Here is a 13,434-nt window from a genome sequence, read left to right as displayed (position 1 = left end):
TGGAATCGGGTCTCCCGGCTCATCACAGTGTGACCTTATCAATCACACCCCACCCCTCTCACCAACGAGAACGAAGCCTGGGCAGGAGTAAATTCAGGTGTTTAAAGCGAACGACGCGTTGGCCCGTCGATTGCTAATCCCCAGCTCTCGTTCGCTGGGGGATGTTGTGTCTGGAACCGCTCGCAGGCTCCTATACGCCTTCTCGCTCCTCGTCCTGGCCTTCGGCGCGGCGGCCTACGCTGCGCTCGAGGGCATGGCAGAGATTCACGAGGCGCTGCACAGCGTGAGGCGGCAGGAAACCGCCGTGCGTACCACGCTGTCGCTGGCGACCGCGGTGCGGGACATCTACGCGCACCTGGCGCATACCCTCATCCTCGGCAACGCCAGCCACCTGCCGCTCTACGACGGCGCCCATCGCCGCGCACTAGCGCTCCTCGATGAGGTCCAGGCCCAGGCGGATACCCCCGCTGAGCAAGCCCAGGTGGACACAATCCGCCGCACCACGGCGGAGCTGGACCTGCTCTTCCGAGAGGCATTTGTGCCCGCTGTACTGCGGAGGGACCGCGACACGGCGGTCCGCGAGCACGCCCGGGCACTGGAGTTGGTCGGCGTCATCCAGGAGAGCGCTGACACCCTGGCTTCGCACTACGAGCGCGCTATTGGGAATTTCGAGGAGCACGCGAGCACGGTTCAACACGCCAGTTTCCGATGGACGCTCGCAATCCTGGCCGCTGCGGCCCTCCTCGCCGTCGGCGTGGGCCTCTACATTGGCCGTTCGGTGGCCCGCCCAGTCTCCTTGCTGGAGGCCGGCGCGGCCCGTATCGCTGCGGGCGACCTTACCACCCGCATCGCGCTGGACCGCCCGGACGAGTTCGGAAGGCTGGCGCAACAGTTCAACCGAATGACCGCCGCGCTTCGTGAGCACCAGGAGCGCCTCGTGCACAGCGAGAGGCTGGCGGGCATTGGCCGCCTCGCAGCGGGTGTGGCGCATGAAATCAACAACCCCCTGGGTGTCATCCTCGGCTACGTGCGTCTGCTTCAACGCAAGGCGGAAGGTGCGCTGGCGGACGACTTGCGCATCATCGAAGAGGAGACGCTGCGCTGCCGTGACATCGTGGAGGGGCTGCTCGACCTGTCACGACCGCTCCAAGTTCCGGGGGAGACGCTGGCGCTGCGAGAGCTGGTAGAGGAAGTCATCTCCCGGCTACGGGAGTCCATCCAGCTCTCCGACGTTTCCCTGACGGTGGAGGGCGACGCCCAGGTGGCCGGCCACCCGCAGCGGCTTCGCCAAGTGGTCACCAATCTTGTCAAGAACGCCGTGGAGGCCGCGAGACCCTCGGGGCAGGTGAAGGTGGCCATCCACGCGCGAGAAGGCGAGGTGGCGCTTTCTGTCAGCGACACTGGGTCGGGCCTTACTCCTGAAGCGCACGAGCGACTCTTCGAGCCCTTCTTCACCACCAAGCCTCAAGGCACCGGGCTGGGGCTGGCCGTATCGCAGGCCATCGCTCAAGCCCATGGAGGCCATATCCAGCCGCGCAATCTTCCCGGACGGGGCGCGGAGTTCACCCTGCATCTCCCCCGGAGTACTCCGTGACGAACAGACCGAGCGTTCTCGTTGTCGACGACAAAGAGAACATGCGCCACCTCTTCACCCGCATTCTCGGTGACGCCTATCAAGTGCGGACGGTTGAAGATGGAGGCCGTGCACTCGCGCTCATCCAGGCCCAGCAATTCGACCTCGTGGTGACGGACATCCGTATGCCAGGGGCGGACGGCTTCGAGGTGCTCAAGGCCGTCAAGCAGCACTCGCCGGACACCGAGGTCATCATGGTGACGGCGTATGCCTCCGTCTCCAAGGCAGTGGAGGCCATCAAGGAGGGGGCCTACGACTACCTGCCCAAGCCCTTCGACCCGGATGAGGCATCCCTGGTGGTTGCTCGCGCACTTGAGCGCAAACGACTCAAGGAGCAAGCAGCCACACTGCGGCGCGAGTTAGAGGGCGTCTACAGCTTCCAAAACATCATTGGAAGGAGCGCACCGATGCGCGCGCTCTATAGCCTGCTGGAGCGCGCCGCCGAGTTGGACATCACGGTGCTCATCACCGGTGAGACAGGAACGGGCAAGGAGTTGGTGGCCCGAGCCATCCACTACCACGGCCCACGCAAGGACCGGCCCTTCGTCGCGGTCAACTGCGGCGCGCTCCCCTCGGAGCTCATCGAGAGCGAGTTGTTCGGTCACGCCCGGGGGGCATTCACCGGCGCCGTGGAGACCAAGCCCGGCCTTTTCGAATCCGCGTCAGGGGGGACCATCTTCCTGGACGAGATTGGAGAGCTGCCGCTGGCCGTTCAGGTGAAACTCAACCGCACGCTCCAGGACAAGGAGGTGCGTCGTGTAGGGGACTCGGTCGCGCGCCGCATCGACGCACGCGTCATCACCGCCACTCACCGCGACCTCAAGGCCGAGGTCGCCGCAGGCCGCTTCCGCGAGGACCTCTACTACCGGCTCAATGTTTTCCCGGTACAGCTGCCGCCGCTGCGTGAGCGGAGGGAAGACATCCCCTTGCTGGCGATGTTCTTCGTGCAGAAGGCGGCGAAGACCTACCGCCAGCCGGTAGACGGCTTGGAGCCGGACGCGCTGCGCGCGCTCACCGGGTACAGCTGGCCCGGCAACGTACGCCAGCTGGAGAATGCCATCGAGCGCGCGGTGGCCATCGCCACTAGCGCCCGCGTGGGCGCAGGCGACCTTCCTCCGGAAATTACTGGGGAACAACAGGGAGCGCTGCTTACAAACCAACTGGTAAAAATGCCCTTCCGAGAGGCGGTGGACCTGGCGCGGGACCGCGCATCGCGCGATTACCTCATCGCCCTGCTGCGAGAGTTCGGCGGCAACGTGACGCGGGCCGCAGAACGGGCGGGCATGGAACGCGAGAGCCTCCACCGTCTCCTTAAGCGCTATGGCCTGCGTTCCGATGACTTCAAGGAGCCGGTCTGAACGTCCAGCCCACGCACGTCAAGGAACGCCTCGCCCCTCCCTTCAACGCCACGGCAGAGATAAAATAGAAACACAGTTGCAATAGCACATGGAACACATTTATTGACCCTCCCATGACCTGACTCATCACGCGGTCATTCCGAAAGGCTCGACTGATGGAACTCCTCAAGCGAACTCTGTGGGCACTCCCTTCCTTGGCATTACTGACCATGAGCGGCTGCGATGACGACTTGAACACCTTCCCCTCCGCCGAGAAGGACGTCATCTTCGTCGTGAATGGTGGGAGCCACTCCCTCAGCGTCATCGACGCGGAGCGGTTGGAGGTTGCGAGTACCCTCCAACTGGACGCGGTGACATATCCGCACCACGTCAACCTGAGCCCAGATGGGACCTCGCTCGTGGTGGCCGTCCCTGGAATGGACCTGAGTGAAGGGCACGGCGGCGGCCACGCGGGCCACACCATGCCGGGCAAAGTCCTCCTCCTGGACGCCAAGACGGGTGAGACCCGGGCCGTGCGGCAGTTCGACGCGATGCCCCACAACGGCGCCTTCTCATCAGACGGCACCGAAGTCTGGACGGCGTTGATGGCGGAGCCGGGCGCGGTCGTCGTACTCGACAGCCGGACGCTGGAACCGAAGCAGACGGTCACCGTGGGGGCATTGCCCGCGGAGGTGACGTTCTCACAGGATGGGCGGTATGCGTTCGTCGCAAACGGTGACTCAAACAGCGTCACTGTCATCGACGCTGTGACTAAAGCGGTAGTGAAGACAGTGCCCGTCGGTGCCAACCCCGTGGGGGCCTGGCCGGGGAACGACGGCCTCATGTACGTGGACAACGAGGACGGGAAAAGCCTGACCGCTATCAACTCCGGGACGCTTGAGGTCGCGCGCATCTACGCACTGGGATTCACGCCGGCCATGGCCGCCACGGCTCCCAACGGTGACCTCTGGGTGACGGACACTGACAACGGCAAGCTCATCTTCTTCGCCGCGGGCACCACGACGCGCCAGGGGGAACTCGCCACTGGCGCCGGCGCACATGGCATCACCTTCTCTTCCGACGGTGCCACCGCCTTCGTCACCAACCAGACAGCGGGGACGCTCAGCGTTGTGGACGTCGCCTCGCGCACCATCCGAAAGACGCTCACGGTGGGCACCAAGCCCAACGGCCTCGTCTTCCGCGAGCACTGACTCCTTCCAACAGCAGCCCTGGCCTGAAGTCGCAGTGCGCGCGAGTTCGCCAAACCGCGTAAGCAAGCCTCGCGGGCCAGGGCTGTAACCTCGCCGCTCACAGCTGACATGGAACTGCACCGTGCTCAGCTTCCGGTCCTGCGAGTGTTCCCGGTGCCCCGGCTCGCCGAGGCGTACGGGACGTCGGTCCTGGAGGCTGCGAACATATGAGCTCCCCTATGATGTGCCGTGCCCTGGCGGTCGTCTTCCTCGCAGTGGTGGCAGGCTGCGGAGACGACGAGCCAAGTTCCCATAGCATGTCCATGGGCGATGGCGTCGCCCCCGAACAGCTCGTTGTGGACGGCAACTACTCCGACGAGCGGTTCATCGACATGATGGCCGCCCACCACCAGATGGCCACCGAGATGGCCATTGTCGAGGAGCAGCGAGGGACGCGCCAGGAGCTCCGGGCACTGGCGACGAAGATGATTCAGGATCAGCGCCAGGAGATCGACGAACTGAAGGCCCTCAAGCAGGCCCACTTCGGCTCCTCGGACGTGCCGACCATGATGAGCGAGTCGGAGATGCAGAACAGCGGAATGCTGATGCCCAACGAGCTTGCGCAGCAGCCTGATGTCGACAAGGCGTTCATCGACTCGATGATGCCGCACCACTCGGGGGCCATTCAGATGGCAGCCGTCGCGCTGCGGCGGAGCAGCATCGCGGAGATCCGCACCCTTGCCCGCAGAATCATTGACGCACAGGCAGAGGAGATTGGGCAGATGATTGCCTGGCGCAAGGCCTGGTACGGCAGCCAGCCGTAGCGGGGCCGCACACACTCAGTGATGGAGGCGGCAAGCCACCGCCTCGACGGCCGTGAGCCCCTGCCCGAAGCAACCCATCGCCTCTCGGTGGCGCTCCAACTCTCCGTCCCCTTGTACACGTTGCCGAAGGTGCCCTTCTCTATATCCTCCACCACCGTCGCCAAGCCGCGGTGGATGGAGCAGAAGTTCTTCAGGCGCTCCTCCCAGAGGAACCAGGAGCGGTAGGTTCCGCCCAGCTCTTCACGCCATCGGGAGATGCGGGAGCGGTTCTGACAGGCCCTCATGTTCCAGCGCGCCCGTGCGGTTCGCAAACCGGGTGTAACCGACATCATCGAGGTGTAACAGCACCGGTTACGCCGTGAAGGGACACGCCTGAGCAGATCTGCGGACTTACCTCTCAGGCATGGCTGGCCCCCAGGTTGCTTGTTACCGCAATGGGAGGCCTCCTCATTGAAAGCGTCCCTTCGAAGCGGGCGGGCAGCCGTGGACCGCCTCCAAATTCACCCGAAACTGTAAGAGGTGATGGGGTGCTTCGTGAGCTCCGGTGAAAGGAAGCGCGACGATGACGACCCATCCCCCCCCAGAAGTCCACGCCGGGCACCACCCTCCACACCTGCCGGAGGGCAAAGTGAAGGACCCCGTCTGCGGGATGTTCGTGGACCCCCATGCCGCAAAGGGCGGCAGCCACGTGCACGAGGGGCACACGTACTTCTTCTGCAACCCGAAGTGCCGCGAGAAGTTCAAGGCGGAGCCGCAGAAGTACCTCGCGCCCGAGCCCCAGCCGCCGCCGGCACCTGCGCCCGCGGGCACCGCGTACATCTGCCCGATGGACCCGGAGGTGCGGCAGGACCACCCGGGCACCTGCCCGAAGTGTGGAATGGCCCTGGAGCCCGAGCAGCCAGTCATCCAAACGCGCACCGAGTACGTCTGCCCGATGCACCCGGAGATTGTTCGGCCCGAGCCGGGGACGTGCCCCATTTGCGGCATGGCGCTTGAGCCACGGACTGTCACCCTTGAGGAAGCGCCGGACCCGGAGTACCTCGACATGCGGCGGCGCTTCTGGGTGAGCCTTGCCCTCTCGCTCCCCCTGTTCGTGCTGGGTATGTCCGAGATGATTCCCGGGCAGCCCGTGCAGCGCCTCGTCCCAGGGCCGCTCATGGCCTGGGTGCAGCTCGCCCTCGCGACGCCCGTTGTGCTGTGGGGCGGCTTCCCTTTCTTCCAGCGGGGTTGGGCGTCGGTGCGCAACCGGCACCTCAACATGTTCACGCTGATTGCACTGGGAACGGGCGCGGCCTACGGCTTCAGCGTCTTCGCCACCCTCTTCCCCGGCCTCCTGCCCCACTCCTTCATCGGCCATGGGGGCCAGGTGCCCGTGTACTTCGAGGCTGCGGCGGTCATCACCACGCTGGTGCTGCTGGGTCAGGTGCTGGAGCTCCGGGCCCGTCATGCCACCTCAGGAGCCTTGAAGGCGCTGCTCGGGCTGGCTCCGAAGACGGCACGGTTGCTGCGCGAGGACGGGCGCGAGGAGGACGTTCCGTTGGAGCAGGTCCACGTGGGTGACCGCCTCCGGGTCCGCCCGGGTGAGAAGGTGCCCGTGGATGGCATCGTCCTGGAGGGCGAGAGCGCCGTGGACGAGTCCATGGTGACGGGTGAGCCCATTCCCTCCGAGAAGGCGCCCGGCAGCCGGGTGACGGGCTCGACTGTCAATGGCACGGGCAGCTTCGTGATGCGGGCGGAGCGCGTCGGCCGCGACACCCTCCTCTCACAAATCGTGCAGCGGGTGGCCGAAGCCCAGCGCAGCCGGGCCCCTATCCAGCGCCTGGCGGACACCGTCTCCGGCTGGTTCGTGCCCGCCGTGGTGGTCATCGCCGTCCTGACGGCGTTCGTCTGGGGGCTGTGGGGGCCGGAGCCCCGCCTCGCCCACGCGCTGGTCAACGCGGTGGCCGTCCTCATCATCGCGTGCCCGTGCGCCCTGGGCCTGGCCACGCCCATCTCCATCGTGGTGGGCATGGGTCGCGGCGCGCAGGTCGGCGTCCTCATCCGGGACGCGGCGGCACTCGAGGAGTTGGCGAAGGTGGACACTCTCATCGTCGACAAGACGGGCACACTCACCGAGGGCAGGCCGAGCCTCGCCACGGTGGTGCCGGCCCCCGGCTTTGACGAGGCGCGGCTGCTTCACGTGGCCGGCAGCATCGAGCGCGGCAGCGAGCACCCTCTCGCGTCCGCCATCGTGAAGGGCGCGCAGGAGCGCGGTGCCGTCCTCACGGAGGCCACCGGCTTCAAGTCCGTGACGGGCCAGGGAGTGACAGGCCGCGTGGGCGGTGCGCAGGTGGCGCTGGGGAATGCCCGGCTCCTCGAGGGGCTCGGCATCGACGCCGAGCCACTCAAGCAGAAGGCGGAGTCCCTGCGGCGGGAGGGCCAGACGGTGATGTTCGTCGCCGTGGACGGCAGACCTGCGGGGCTATTGGGCGTGGCAGACCCGGTGAAGGCCACCACGCCCGAGGCCGTCCAGCAGCTGCGGGCCGACGGGCTGCGCCTCGTGATGCTCACCGGCGACAGTCGGACAACGGCGGAAGCGGTGGCCCGTCGCCTGGGTATTGACGAAGTCCATGCCGAGGTGCGCCCCGAGGAGAAGAACGCACTGGTGAAGCGCCTGCAGGCCGGGGGGCAGGTGGTGGCCATGGCCGGAGACGGCGTGAATGACGCGCCCGCGCTCGCCCAGGCCAACGTGGGCATCGCGATGGGCACGGGCACCGACATCGCGATGGAGAGCGCTGCTGTCACGCTGGTGAAGGGAGATCTCCGCGGCATCGTCCGCGCCCGGCACCTCAGCCGCGGTACCGTGCACAACATCCGCCAGAACCTCTTCTTTGCGTTCATTTACAACGTGCTCGGCGTCCCCATCGCCGCAGGGGTCCTCTATCCATTCTTCGGACTGCTGCTGAGCCCCATGATTGCCAGCGCGGCGATGAGCATCTCGTCCGTCTCCGTCATCACCAATGCCCTGCGGCTCAGGCGGCTCGACCTCTAACCACCGTTCTTGTCAGCTTCACGAGGAGAAGACGCAGTGACCTTGCGCCGTACCGTAGTGGGGGGGCTGGCCGTGATAGGAGCCCTGGCGCTCGTCCTGGGCGTGGGTGGCGGGGTGTATGGGCTGGCCGTGGCGCGCCGCGGCTTCTCGGCCCGGGAGGAGCCCTCGGCACTCGAAGCAAAGGTGGCACGTGCGGCACGGAGCTTCAGCATGCCGGCGGGTGCACGGGAGCTGAAGAATCCGCTCATTCCCCTCCCGTCGCAGGCGCTCGCCAACGCGCGCGCGCACTGGGGTGACCACTGCGCCATCTGCCACGCGGCGGACGGCAGCGGACAGACACCCATCGGGCAAGGGCTCTATCCACGCCCCCCCGACATGCGCGCGGCCCCGACCCAAGACCTGAGCGATGGCGAGCTGTACTGGATCATCCAGAACGGCATCCGGCTGACGGGTATGCCCGCCTGGGGGCAAGCCCACGACGACGCGGGCAACAACGACAGCTGGGCCCTCGTCGGGCTCATCCGCACGTTGCCGCGCCTCAGCCCGGAAGAACTCGACGACATAAAGGCCGCCATGCCCCAGTCCCAGCATGAGCTCAACGAGAAGCGCATGGAGGACGAGTTCCTCGAAGGACAGTAGCTCGCACTCACACAAGGAGAGCAACGCCATGCAGCCCCACATGCACCGTCCCCGCCTCACCGGCATCGTCCTGATAACCCTCGCACTGCTGACCCCGGCCATAGCCCTCGCCCACGGCAAGGATGGGGTTCACGTCATGGGGACGATGAAGGAGGTGAAGCAGAACACTCTCGTAGTGGAAACGAGCGACGGGAAGCAGCAAGACGTGATGACGGACCCCAACACTCGTTACGAGAAGAGCGGTGTGGCAGTCACCGCAGCCGACCTCAAGGCCGGCGAGCGCGTCGTCGTCCACGGCATGAAGATGAACAACGGGCAGGTGCATGCGCAGTTGGTGAAGTTCGGCAAGCCGCCCGCCAAGGGCCCTGCGGGCCAGCAGGGTGGCACAGAGGGTGCCGCTGGCCTGCCGGCGCAGGAGAAGTCCCACGAGCATTCGGGACACTGAGCCGTAACTGTCGTCGGTTCCTGCAGCTTCGCGAGCGAAGCCGAACATTGCTACTGACGCCTGCTCGCATGGCTCCACAGCCTGCGCGCAGGAAGGCGAGTGTGAAGAGAAGCGCCACGCTTGTAGGCCCCGTGCCCAACCTCACCTCGTTCGTATGACAGAGGGTGCATCCCTCTCGGATTCAGAAACTGTTGCCTGCATCTATAGCCAAGGCTTCGAAGACCGCGCCGCGTCTTCGAAAAGAAGCCGCGCACCGCAGACGACGTGCGCAGCTGGTTCGACGGCGTCCACCCTGTTGTCGCAGTGGAGGCCGAGGGCTGCGTGGTGGCATTCGCTTCAACCTCAACGCACCGACCGCGCGAGTGCTACGCAGGCATCGCTGAGTTTTCGGTTTACGTCGACCGGGCTGCCCGCGGGCGAGGCGCTGGGCGACTTGCGATGGCGGCGCTCATCGATGCCGCAGAAGCAGCGGGCTTCTGGAAGCTCGTCTCGCACGTTCTCGTCGAAAACAGCGCCAGCCGGGTACTGCTGCATACGGTGGGCTTCCGCGAAGCGGGCATCTACCGGCGCCACGCGAAGCTGGCGGGCGAGTGGAAAGACGTGGTCATCGTCGAGCGGCGCTTGGACGCGGCCCAGCGGTAGCCAGCGAATCTGCGGCACTCGGCGCCCGTGCACGGACGAAGTCGCCTTGACATCACGTGCATCTACATGCACACGTGCATCTAAATGCACGCGTCCTGGAGGAAGCAATGAGCACCAATCTCGTCCTCGCCTCGACCATCCTGCTTCTTCTGTTCGCCCTCGCCTCGGCGGTGGATGGAGTGTACCTGCACCTCTGGCGCTATCGTCTCTACGCACGACCGGAGTCTCAGCGGGAGCACTGGCTGCACACAGCCCGCGCCCTTCTCTTCCCGCCAACTCTCGCAACGCTGTTCCTCGCGCCGCCGCAGGGGGCAGTGTTGTGGGTGGGACTGGCGCTGGTGGCCACTGACCAGGTCGTCGAGCTCTTCGACACCTTCGCCGAGCGCGATAGCAGGGCAGGCATCGGTGGGTTGAGCTCCTTCGAGTACTCGCTCCATGTGGTACTCACCACGCTGCGCGTGGGAGCCCTCGCACTAGCGCTGGCTGCGGTTCCGCCTGAGGCATGGAACCTGAGGGCAGCAAGCAGCCCGGCGCCCAACCATCCAGAGTTCGTGCGCTCGGCGGTGGAGTTCCTCCTGCCTGGCGCCATCCTGGCCGCAGTCATCCACGTCTGGCTGGGGTGCCGGTGGGCGGTGACACCGGCGTGCCGCTGGGCCCGGGCATGGGGTAGAACGAGCTGATGGCAGCGAAACGTCCAACGGAGGCTTGGTCCCGGAGCGTTGACGAACTGATCTGCCTCCTGGACTCGGCCTTCTTGCGTGCGCTCACGGAGCCTGCGCGACTGGAGCTGCTGAAGGTGCTCCTGCGCTACGGCCCCGCCGACGTTGGCGCCATTGCAGCGCACCTTCCCCAGGACCGCTCCGTCATCTCACGCCACCTCAAGGTGCTGAACGACGTCGGGGTGGTCCGCGCACGCAGCGAAGGGAAGCATCGCATCTACGAGGTGGACGGCCAGTCCTTCCTCGCGGCGTTCGAGGGTCTCCTCTCCCGCGCGCGGGAACTTGCCCCCATCTGCTGCCCGCCCTCCGGTGGCAAGTAGAGCAGCTCGCGGAATGCGCTCGGTGCCTAATGCCGATGCGCCAGAAGGCGGCGCATCACGACCGCGCTCGCGGGGCACGCTCCACGAAGTTCCTCGGATTCATGGAGCTCTGGGGGCAAGATGGCGCGGTCGATGCGAACAAAACCGAAGCGCGGGAAGTAGTCCGCTGCAGTCGTGGTGAGTAGAAACAGCGCTTCCAGTCCATCCGCGCGGGCTCGCTCCACGAGCCGCTGGACCAACTCTGCCCCCACGCCTTTCCCCTTCTGGCCCTCGCTCACGACAACGGAGCGCAGAAGGGCGCTCGTCCCGTACAGCTCCAACCCTGCTGCAGCCACGAGCGCGCCTTCGCGCTCTGCGACTACGAACTGAGGCAGGTGGTCAGCCACTCCTTGTAGGGGCAGGCCTGCGGCAGAGAGGAGTGCTTCAACTGCGCCGAGGTCGGCGGGACGGGCGGTCCGAAGGGTGAGCATCATCGCCCCCACTGCTCGGTGGCCAGGAGCTCGACAACCCGGGCACGCACGTCGTCGCGAATCTCGCGCACGCGCTCCACCGACTTGCCCTTCGGGTCCTCCAGAGGCCAGTCACCGCGCTTCAGCCCAGGCACGTACGGGCAGGCATCGCCACAGCCCATGGTGATGAGCCACTGAGCGCCCTGGGCCAGTTCATCCGTGAGGCGCTGAGGCTTGGCGCCCGATAGGTCGATGCCGACCTCCGCCATTGCGGCCTGCACTTCAGGGTGAACACGTGCTCCCGGCTGGGTGCCAGCAGACACGGCACGCGCCTTTGTTGGGTCCGACAGGGCGTTGAAGAAGGCCGCCGCCATCTGCGAGCGACCAGCGTTGTGGACACACGCGAAGATGACGGTGTTCATCGTGTCGACTCCTGCGAGGACGCATCGAACCGCCTCGGCATGACGGCGCCTGCCGCAGTTGGAAAGAGACGGCGCTTAAGCCAGAGAGACAGGTAGACGAGAGCAATGAGTGCGGGCACCTCAATGAGCGGCCCGACCACGCCGGCAAGAGCTTCGCCCGAGGCCATGCCGAACACGCCCACTGCTACGGCGATGGCCAGCTCGAAGTTGTTGCCCGCCGCCGTGAAGGACAGTGACGCCGTCTCCTCGTAGGAGAAGCCCAGCTTCCGAGAGAGGAAGAAGGCGCTGGTGAACATGATGCCGAAGTAGACGACCAACGGGAGGGAGATGCGCACCACGTCCAGCGGCAGGCGGGTAATCTTCTCTCCCTGCATCGCGAACATGAGGACGATGGTGTAGAGCAGACCAATGAGCGCCGTCGGCCCCAAGCGAGGCAGGAAGCGCTGCTCGTACCAGGCCTCCCCCTTGAGTCGAGTGAGTCCGATGCGCGTCAGCGCGCCAGCCAAGAGGGGCACGCCCAAGAAGATGAGAACGCTCTTGGCGATGCTCCACATGGACACGTCGAACGCCGCCACATCCGCGCCAAGCCAGCCCGGGATGACGGTGAGGAAGAGCCAACCGAGTACCGAGTAGAAGAGAATCTGGAAGACGGAGTTGAGCGCCACCAGCACGGCAGCCACCTCATTGCTCCCGCACGCGAGCATGTTCCAGATGAGGACCATGGCGATGCACCGGGCGAGGCCGATGAGCACGAGGCCATTGCGGTAGTGCGGAAGGTCTGGAAGGAAGAGCCAGGCCAGGGCAAACATCAAGACTGGTCCCACAACCCAGTTGAGCACGAGGGACGTGGTGAAGAGCTTGCCCCGCGCGCGCAACCGGCCCAACTCGCCGTAGCGAACCTTCGCGAGCACCGGGTACATCATCCACAAGAGGCCGATGGCAATGGGCAGGGACACGGTGTCCAACTTCACCGTGTCCAGGCGCGCGCCCAGGTCCGGGAAAGCCCTGCCCAGGCCGATGCCCAGGCCCATGGCGGCGAAGATCCACACCGGCAGAAACCGGTCAATGACGGAGAGCTTCTTGACGATGCTGTCCGGAGCAGAAGTAGCGGGCATGAGAAAGCTCTCGGGGTTACTTGCAGGCGTTGGGACCGAGGGATTTGAGGAGGCGCTCGACGTCTTCGCCGAGGGCGTCCCGTTTCGCGAAGGCCGCCACGAGCGCCTCGAGTTGGGCCTTGCACACCTCTTCCATCTGCGGGGCAAGGCGGTAGTACACCCAGCTTCCGTCCCGGCGAGCCTCGACGACGCCTGCGTTCTTCAGCACTCCGAGTTGGCGGGAAGTGTTGGACTGGGTCAGCCCGAGGGCGGATTCAAAGTGGCAAACGCACAGCTCGCCATGGCTGAGGAGCGCGACGATGCGTAGACGGGTCTCGTCCCCCAGCGCCTTGAAGAGGCGGGAGGCGGAGCGAACATCTAGAGAAGTAGCAGCGACCGGCATGACGACATCACAATATTCAAATGTCGTGTTGCGCGCTACCTCTTTGGTCTCTGCACCCTTACGGTGATGCCCGGCAGCAGCGGGCCAAGAGGGGACTACCCACCAACCGAAGGCTCACGCCCCTACCCCTGCACCGACAGCCCAGCGGCCCTAGCCACCTCTTGGGGATGACGAGCAGGACGCCGTCCCGCGTTTACGCTGGACGGCGAGGAACACCGCCGACGCCCAACCTGGCCTAGAAGTATCTTGAGCGGCCCATGGCCTCGCGCTTGCGGCAGCGGCACCT

13 protein-coding genes and 1 pseudogene are annotated in these 13,434 nt (G+C 65.8%); 10 read left to right on the top strand and 4 right to left on the bottom strand.

Annotated elements, in window-relative coordinates; genetic code table 11:
* Positions 1-97 precede the first annotated feature (97 nt).
* The 10 genes and pseudogenes from MYMAC_RS09365 to MYMAC_RS09315 all read left to right on the top strand — a co-directional run bounded on the left by MYMAC_RS09365 (position 98) and on the right by MYMAC_RS09315 (position 10,780).
* Positions 98-1,594, top strand: coding sequence for a sensor histidine kinase (locus MYMAC_RS09365; RefSeq protein WP_239989445.1), 1,497 nt, complete (start codon positions 98-100; stop codon positions 1,592-1,594).
* The gene (locus tag MYMAC_RS09360; protein WP_095957832.1) at positions 1,591-2,991 is read left to right on the top strand and encodes a sigma-54-dependent transcriptional regulator; all 1,401 of its coding nucleotides are present in this window, start codon (positions 1,591-1,593) and stop codon (positions 2,989-2,991) included. Before MYMAC_RS09365 ends, MYMAC_RS09360 begins: the two co-directional genes overlap by 4 nt.
* Positions 2,992-3,146: 155 nt before the next feature.
* Positions 3,147-4,181: a YncE family protein gene (locus MYMAC_RS09355; protein WP_095957831.1), complete on the top strand. Its 1,035-nt coding sequence runs from the start codon at positions 3,147-3,149 to the stop codon at positions 4,179-4,181.
* Positions 4,182-4,477: 296 nt separating this feature from the next.
* The gene (locus MYMAC_RS09350; RefSeq protein WP_239989444.1) at positions 4,478-4,984 is read left to right on the top strand and encodes a DUF305 domain-containing protein; all 507 of its coding nucleotides are present in this window, start codon (positions 4,478-4,480) and stop codon (positions 4,982-4,984) included.
* A gap of 562 nt (positions 4,985-5,546) precedes the next feature.
* Positions 5,547-8,015, top strand: coding sequence for a heavy metal translocating P-type ATPase (locus MYMAC_RS09340; protein WP_095957830.1), 2,469 nt, complete (start codon positions 5,547-5,549; stop codon positions 8,013-8,015).
* Between the two features lie 36 nt (positions 8,016-8,051).
* A complete protein-coding gene (locus tag MYMAC_RS09335; protein WP_095957829.1) occupies positions 8,052-8,654 on the top strand; it encodes a c-type cytochrome in 603 nt (200 codons plus the stop codon).
* Between the two features lie 28 nt (positions 8,655-8,682).
* Positions 8,683-9,099, top strand: a complete 417-nt coding sequence (locus MYMAC_RS09330; protein WP_095957828.1) for a DUF5666 domain-containing protein — start codon at positions 8,683-8,685, stop codon at positions 9,097-9,099.
* A gap of 246 nt (positions 9,100-9,345) precedes the next feature.
* A pseudogene (locus tag MYMAC_RS09325) lies at positions 9,346-9,741 on the top strand (N-acetyltransferase family protein); the annotation flags it as partial.
* A gap of 107 nt (positions 9,742-9,848) precedes the next feature.
* Complete coding sequence (locus MYMAC_RS09320) at positions 9,849-10,421, top strand: hypothetical protein (RefSeq protein ID WP_095957827.1); 573 nt, start codon at positions 9,849-9,851, stop codon at positions 10,419-10,421.
* Positions 10,421-10,780, top strand: coding sequence for an ArsR/SmtB family transcription factor (locus MYMAC_RS09315; protein WP_095957826.1), 360 nt, complete (start codon positions 10,421-10,423; stop codon positions 10,778-10,780). Before MYMAC_RS09320 ends, MYMAC_RS09315 begins: the two co-directional genes overlap by 1 nt.
* Positions 10,781-10,806: 26 nt before the next feature.
* Here the strand turns inward: MYMAC_RS09315 and arsN2 are convergent, their stop codons facing one another.
* Genes arsN2 through MYMAC_RS09295 form a run of 4 tightly spaced genes read right to left on the bottom strand, consistent with a single transcriptional unit; the run spans position 10,807 to position 13,148 of the window.
* Complete coding sequence (gene arsN2, locus MYMAC_RS09310) at positions 10,807-11,253, bottom strand: arsenic resistance N-acetyltransferase ArsN2 (protein ID WP_095961542.1); 447 nt, start codon at positions 11,251-11,253, stop codon at positions 10,807-10,809.
* On the bottom strand, positions 11,250-11,651 hold the full coding sequence (locus MYMAC_RS09305; protein WP_095957825.1) for an arsenate reductase ArsC: 402 nt from the start codon (positions 11,649-11,651) through the stop codon (positions 11,250-11,252). Before MYMAC_RS09305 ends, arsN2 begins: the two co-directional genes overlap by 4 nt.
* The gene (gene arsB / locus MYMAC_RS09300; RefSeq protein WP_095957824.1) at positions 11,648-12,766 is read right to left on the bottom strand and encodes an ACR3 family arsenite efflux transporter; all 1,119 of its coding nucleotides are present in this window, start codon (positions 12,764-12,766) and stop codon (positions 11,648-11,650) included. Before arsB ends, MYMAC_RS09305 begins: the two co-directional genes overlap by 4 nt.
* A gap of 16 nt (positions 12,767-12,782) precedes the next feature.
* On the bottom strand, positions 12,783-13,148 hold the full coding sequence (locus tag MYMAC_RS09295) for an ArsR/SmtB family transcription factor (RefSeq protein WP_095957823.1): 366 nt from the start codon (positions 13,146-13,148) through the stop codon (positions 12,783-12,785).
* Positions 13,149-13,434: the final 286 nt, after the last annotated feature.

Origin of the sequence: Corallococcus macrosporus DSM 14697 (assembly GCF_002305895.1) — a bacterium.
GTDB lineage: Bacteria > Myxococcota > Myxococcia > Myxococcales > Myxococcaceae > Myxococcus > Myxococcus macrosporus.
Note: the sequence above shows the minus strand (reverse complement) of the source record. Positions and strands in the feature narration are given on the sequence as shown.

Excerpts from the sequence above, each read along its gene's own strand:
- MYMAC_RS09295 (WP_095957823.1), bottom strand. The coding sequence starts at position 13,148 with ATGCCGGTCGCTGCTACTTCTCTAGATGTTCGCTCCGCCTCCCGCCTC.
- MYMAC_RS09330 (WP_095957828.1), top strand. The coding sequence starts at position 8,683 with ATGCAGCCCCACATGCACCGTCCCCGCCTCACCGGCATCGTCCTGATA.
- MYMAC_RS09355 (WP_095957831.1), top strand. The coding sequence starts at position 3,147 with ATGGAACTCCTCAAGCGAACTCTGTGGGCACTCCCTTCCTTGGCATTA.
- arsB (WP_095957824.1), bottom strand. The coding sequence starts at position 12,766 with ATGCCCGCTACTTCTGCTCCGGACAGCATCGTCAAGAAGCTCTCCGTC.
- MYMAC_RS09340 (WP_095957830.1), top strand. The coding sequence starts at position 5,547 with ATGACGACCCATCCCCCCCCAGAAGTCCACGCCGGGCACCACCCTCCA.
- MYMAC_RS09305 (WP_095957825.1), bottom strand. The coding sequence starts at position 11,651 with ATGAACACCGTCATCTTCGCGTGTGTCCACAACGCTGGTCGCTCGCAG.
- MYMAC_RS09350 (WP_239989444.1), top strand. The coding sequence starts at position 4,478 with ATGTCCATGGGCGATGGCGTCGCCCCCGAACAGCTCGTTGTGGACGGC.
- MYMAC_RS09320 (WP_095957827.1), top strand. The coding sequence starts at position 9,849 with ATGAGCACCAATCTCGTCCTCGCCTCGACCATCCTGCTTCTTCTGTTC.
- MYMAC_RS09315 (WP_095957826.1), top strand. The coding sequence starts at position 10,421 with ATGGCAGCGAAACGTCCAACGGAGGCTTGGTCCCGGAGCGTTGACGAA.
- arsN2 (WP_095961542.1), bottom strand. The coding sequence starts at position 11,253 with ATGATGCTCACCCTTCGGACCGCCCGTCCCGCCGACCTCGGCGCAGTT.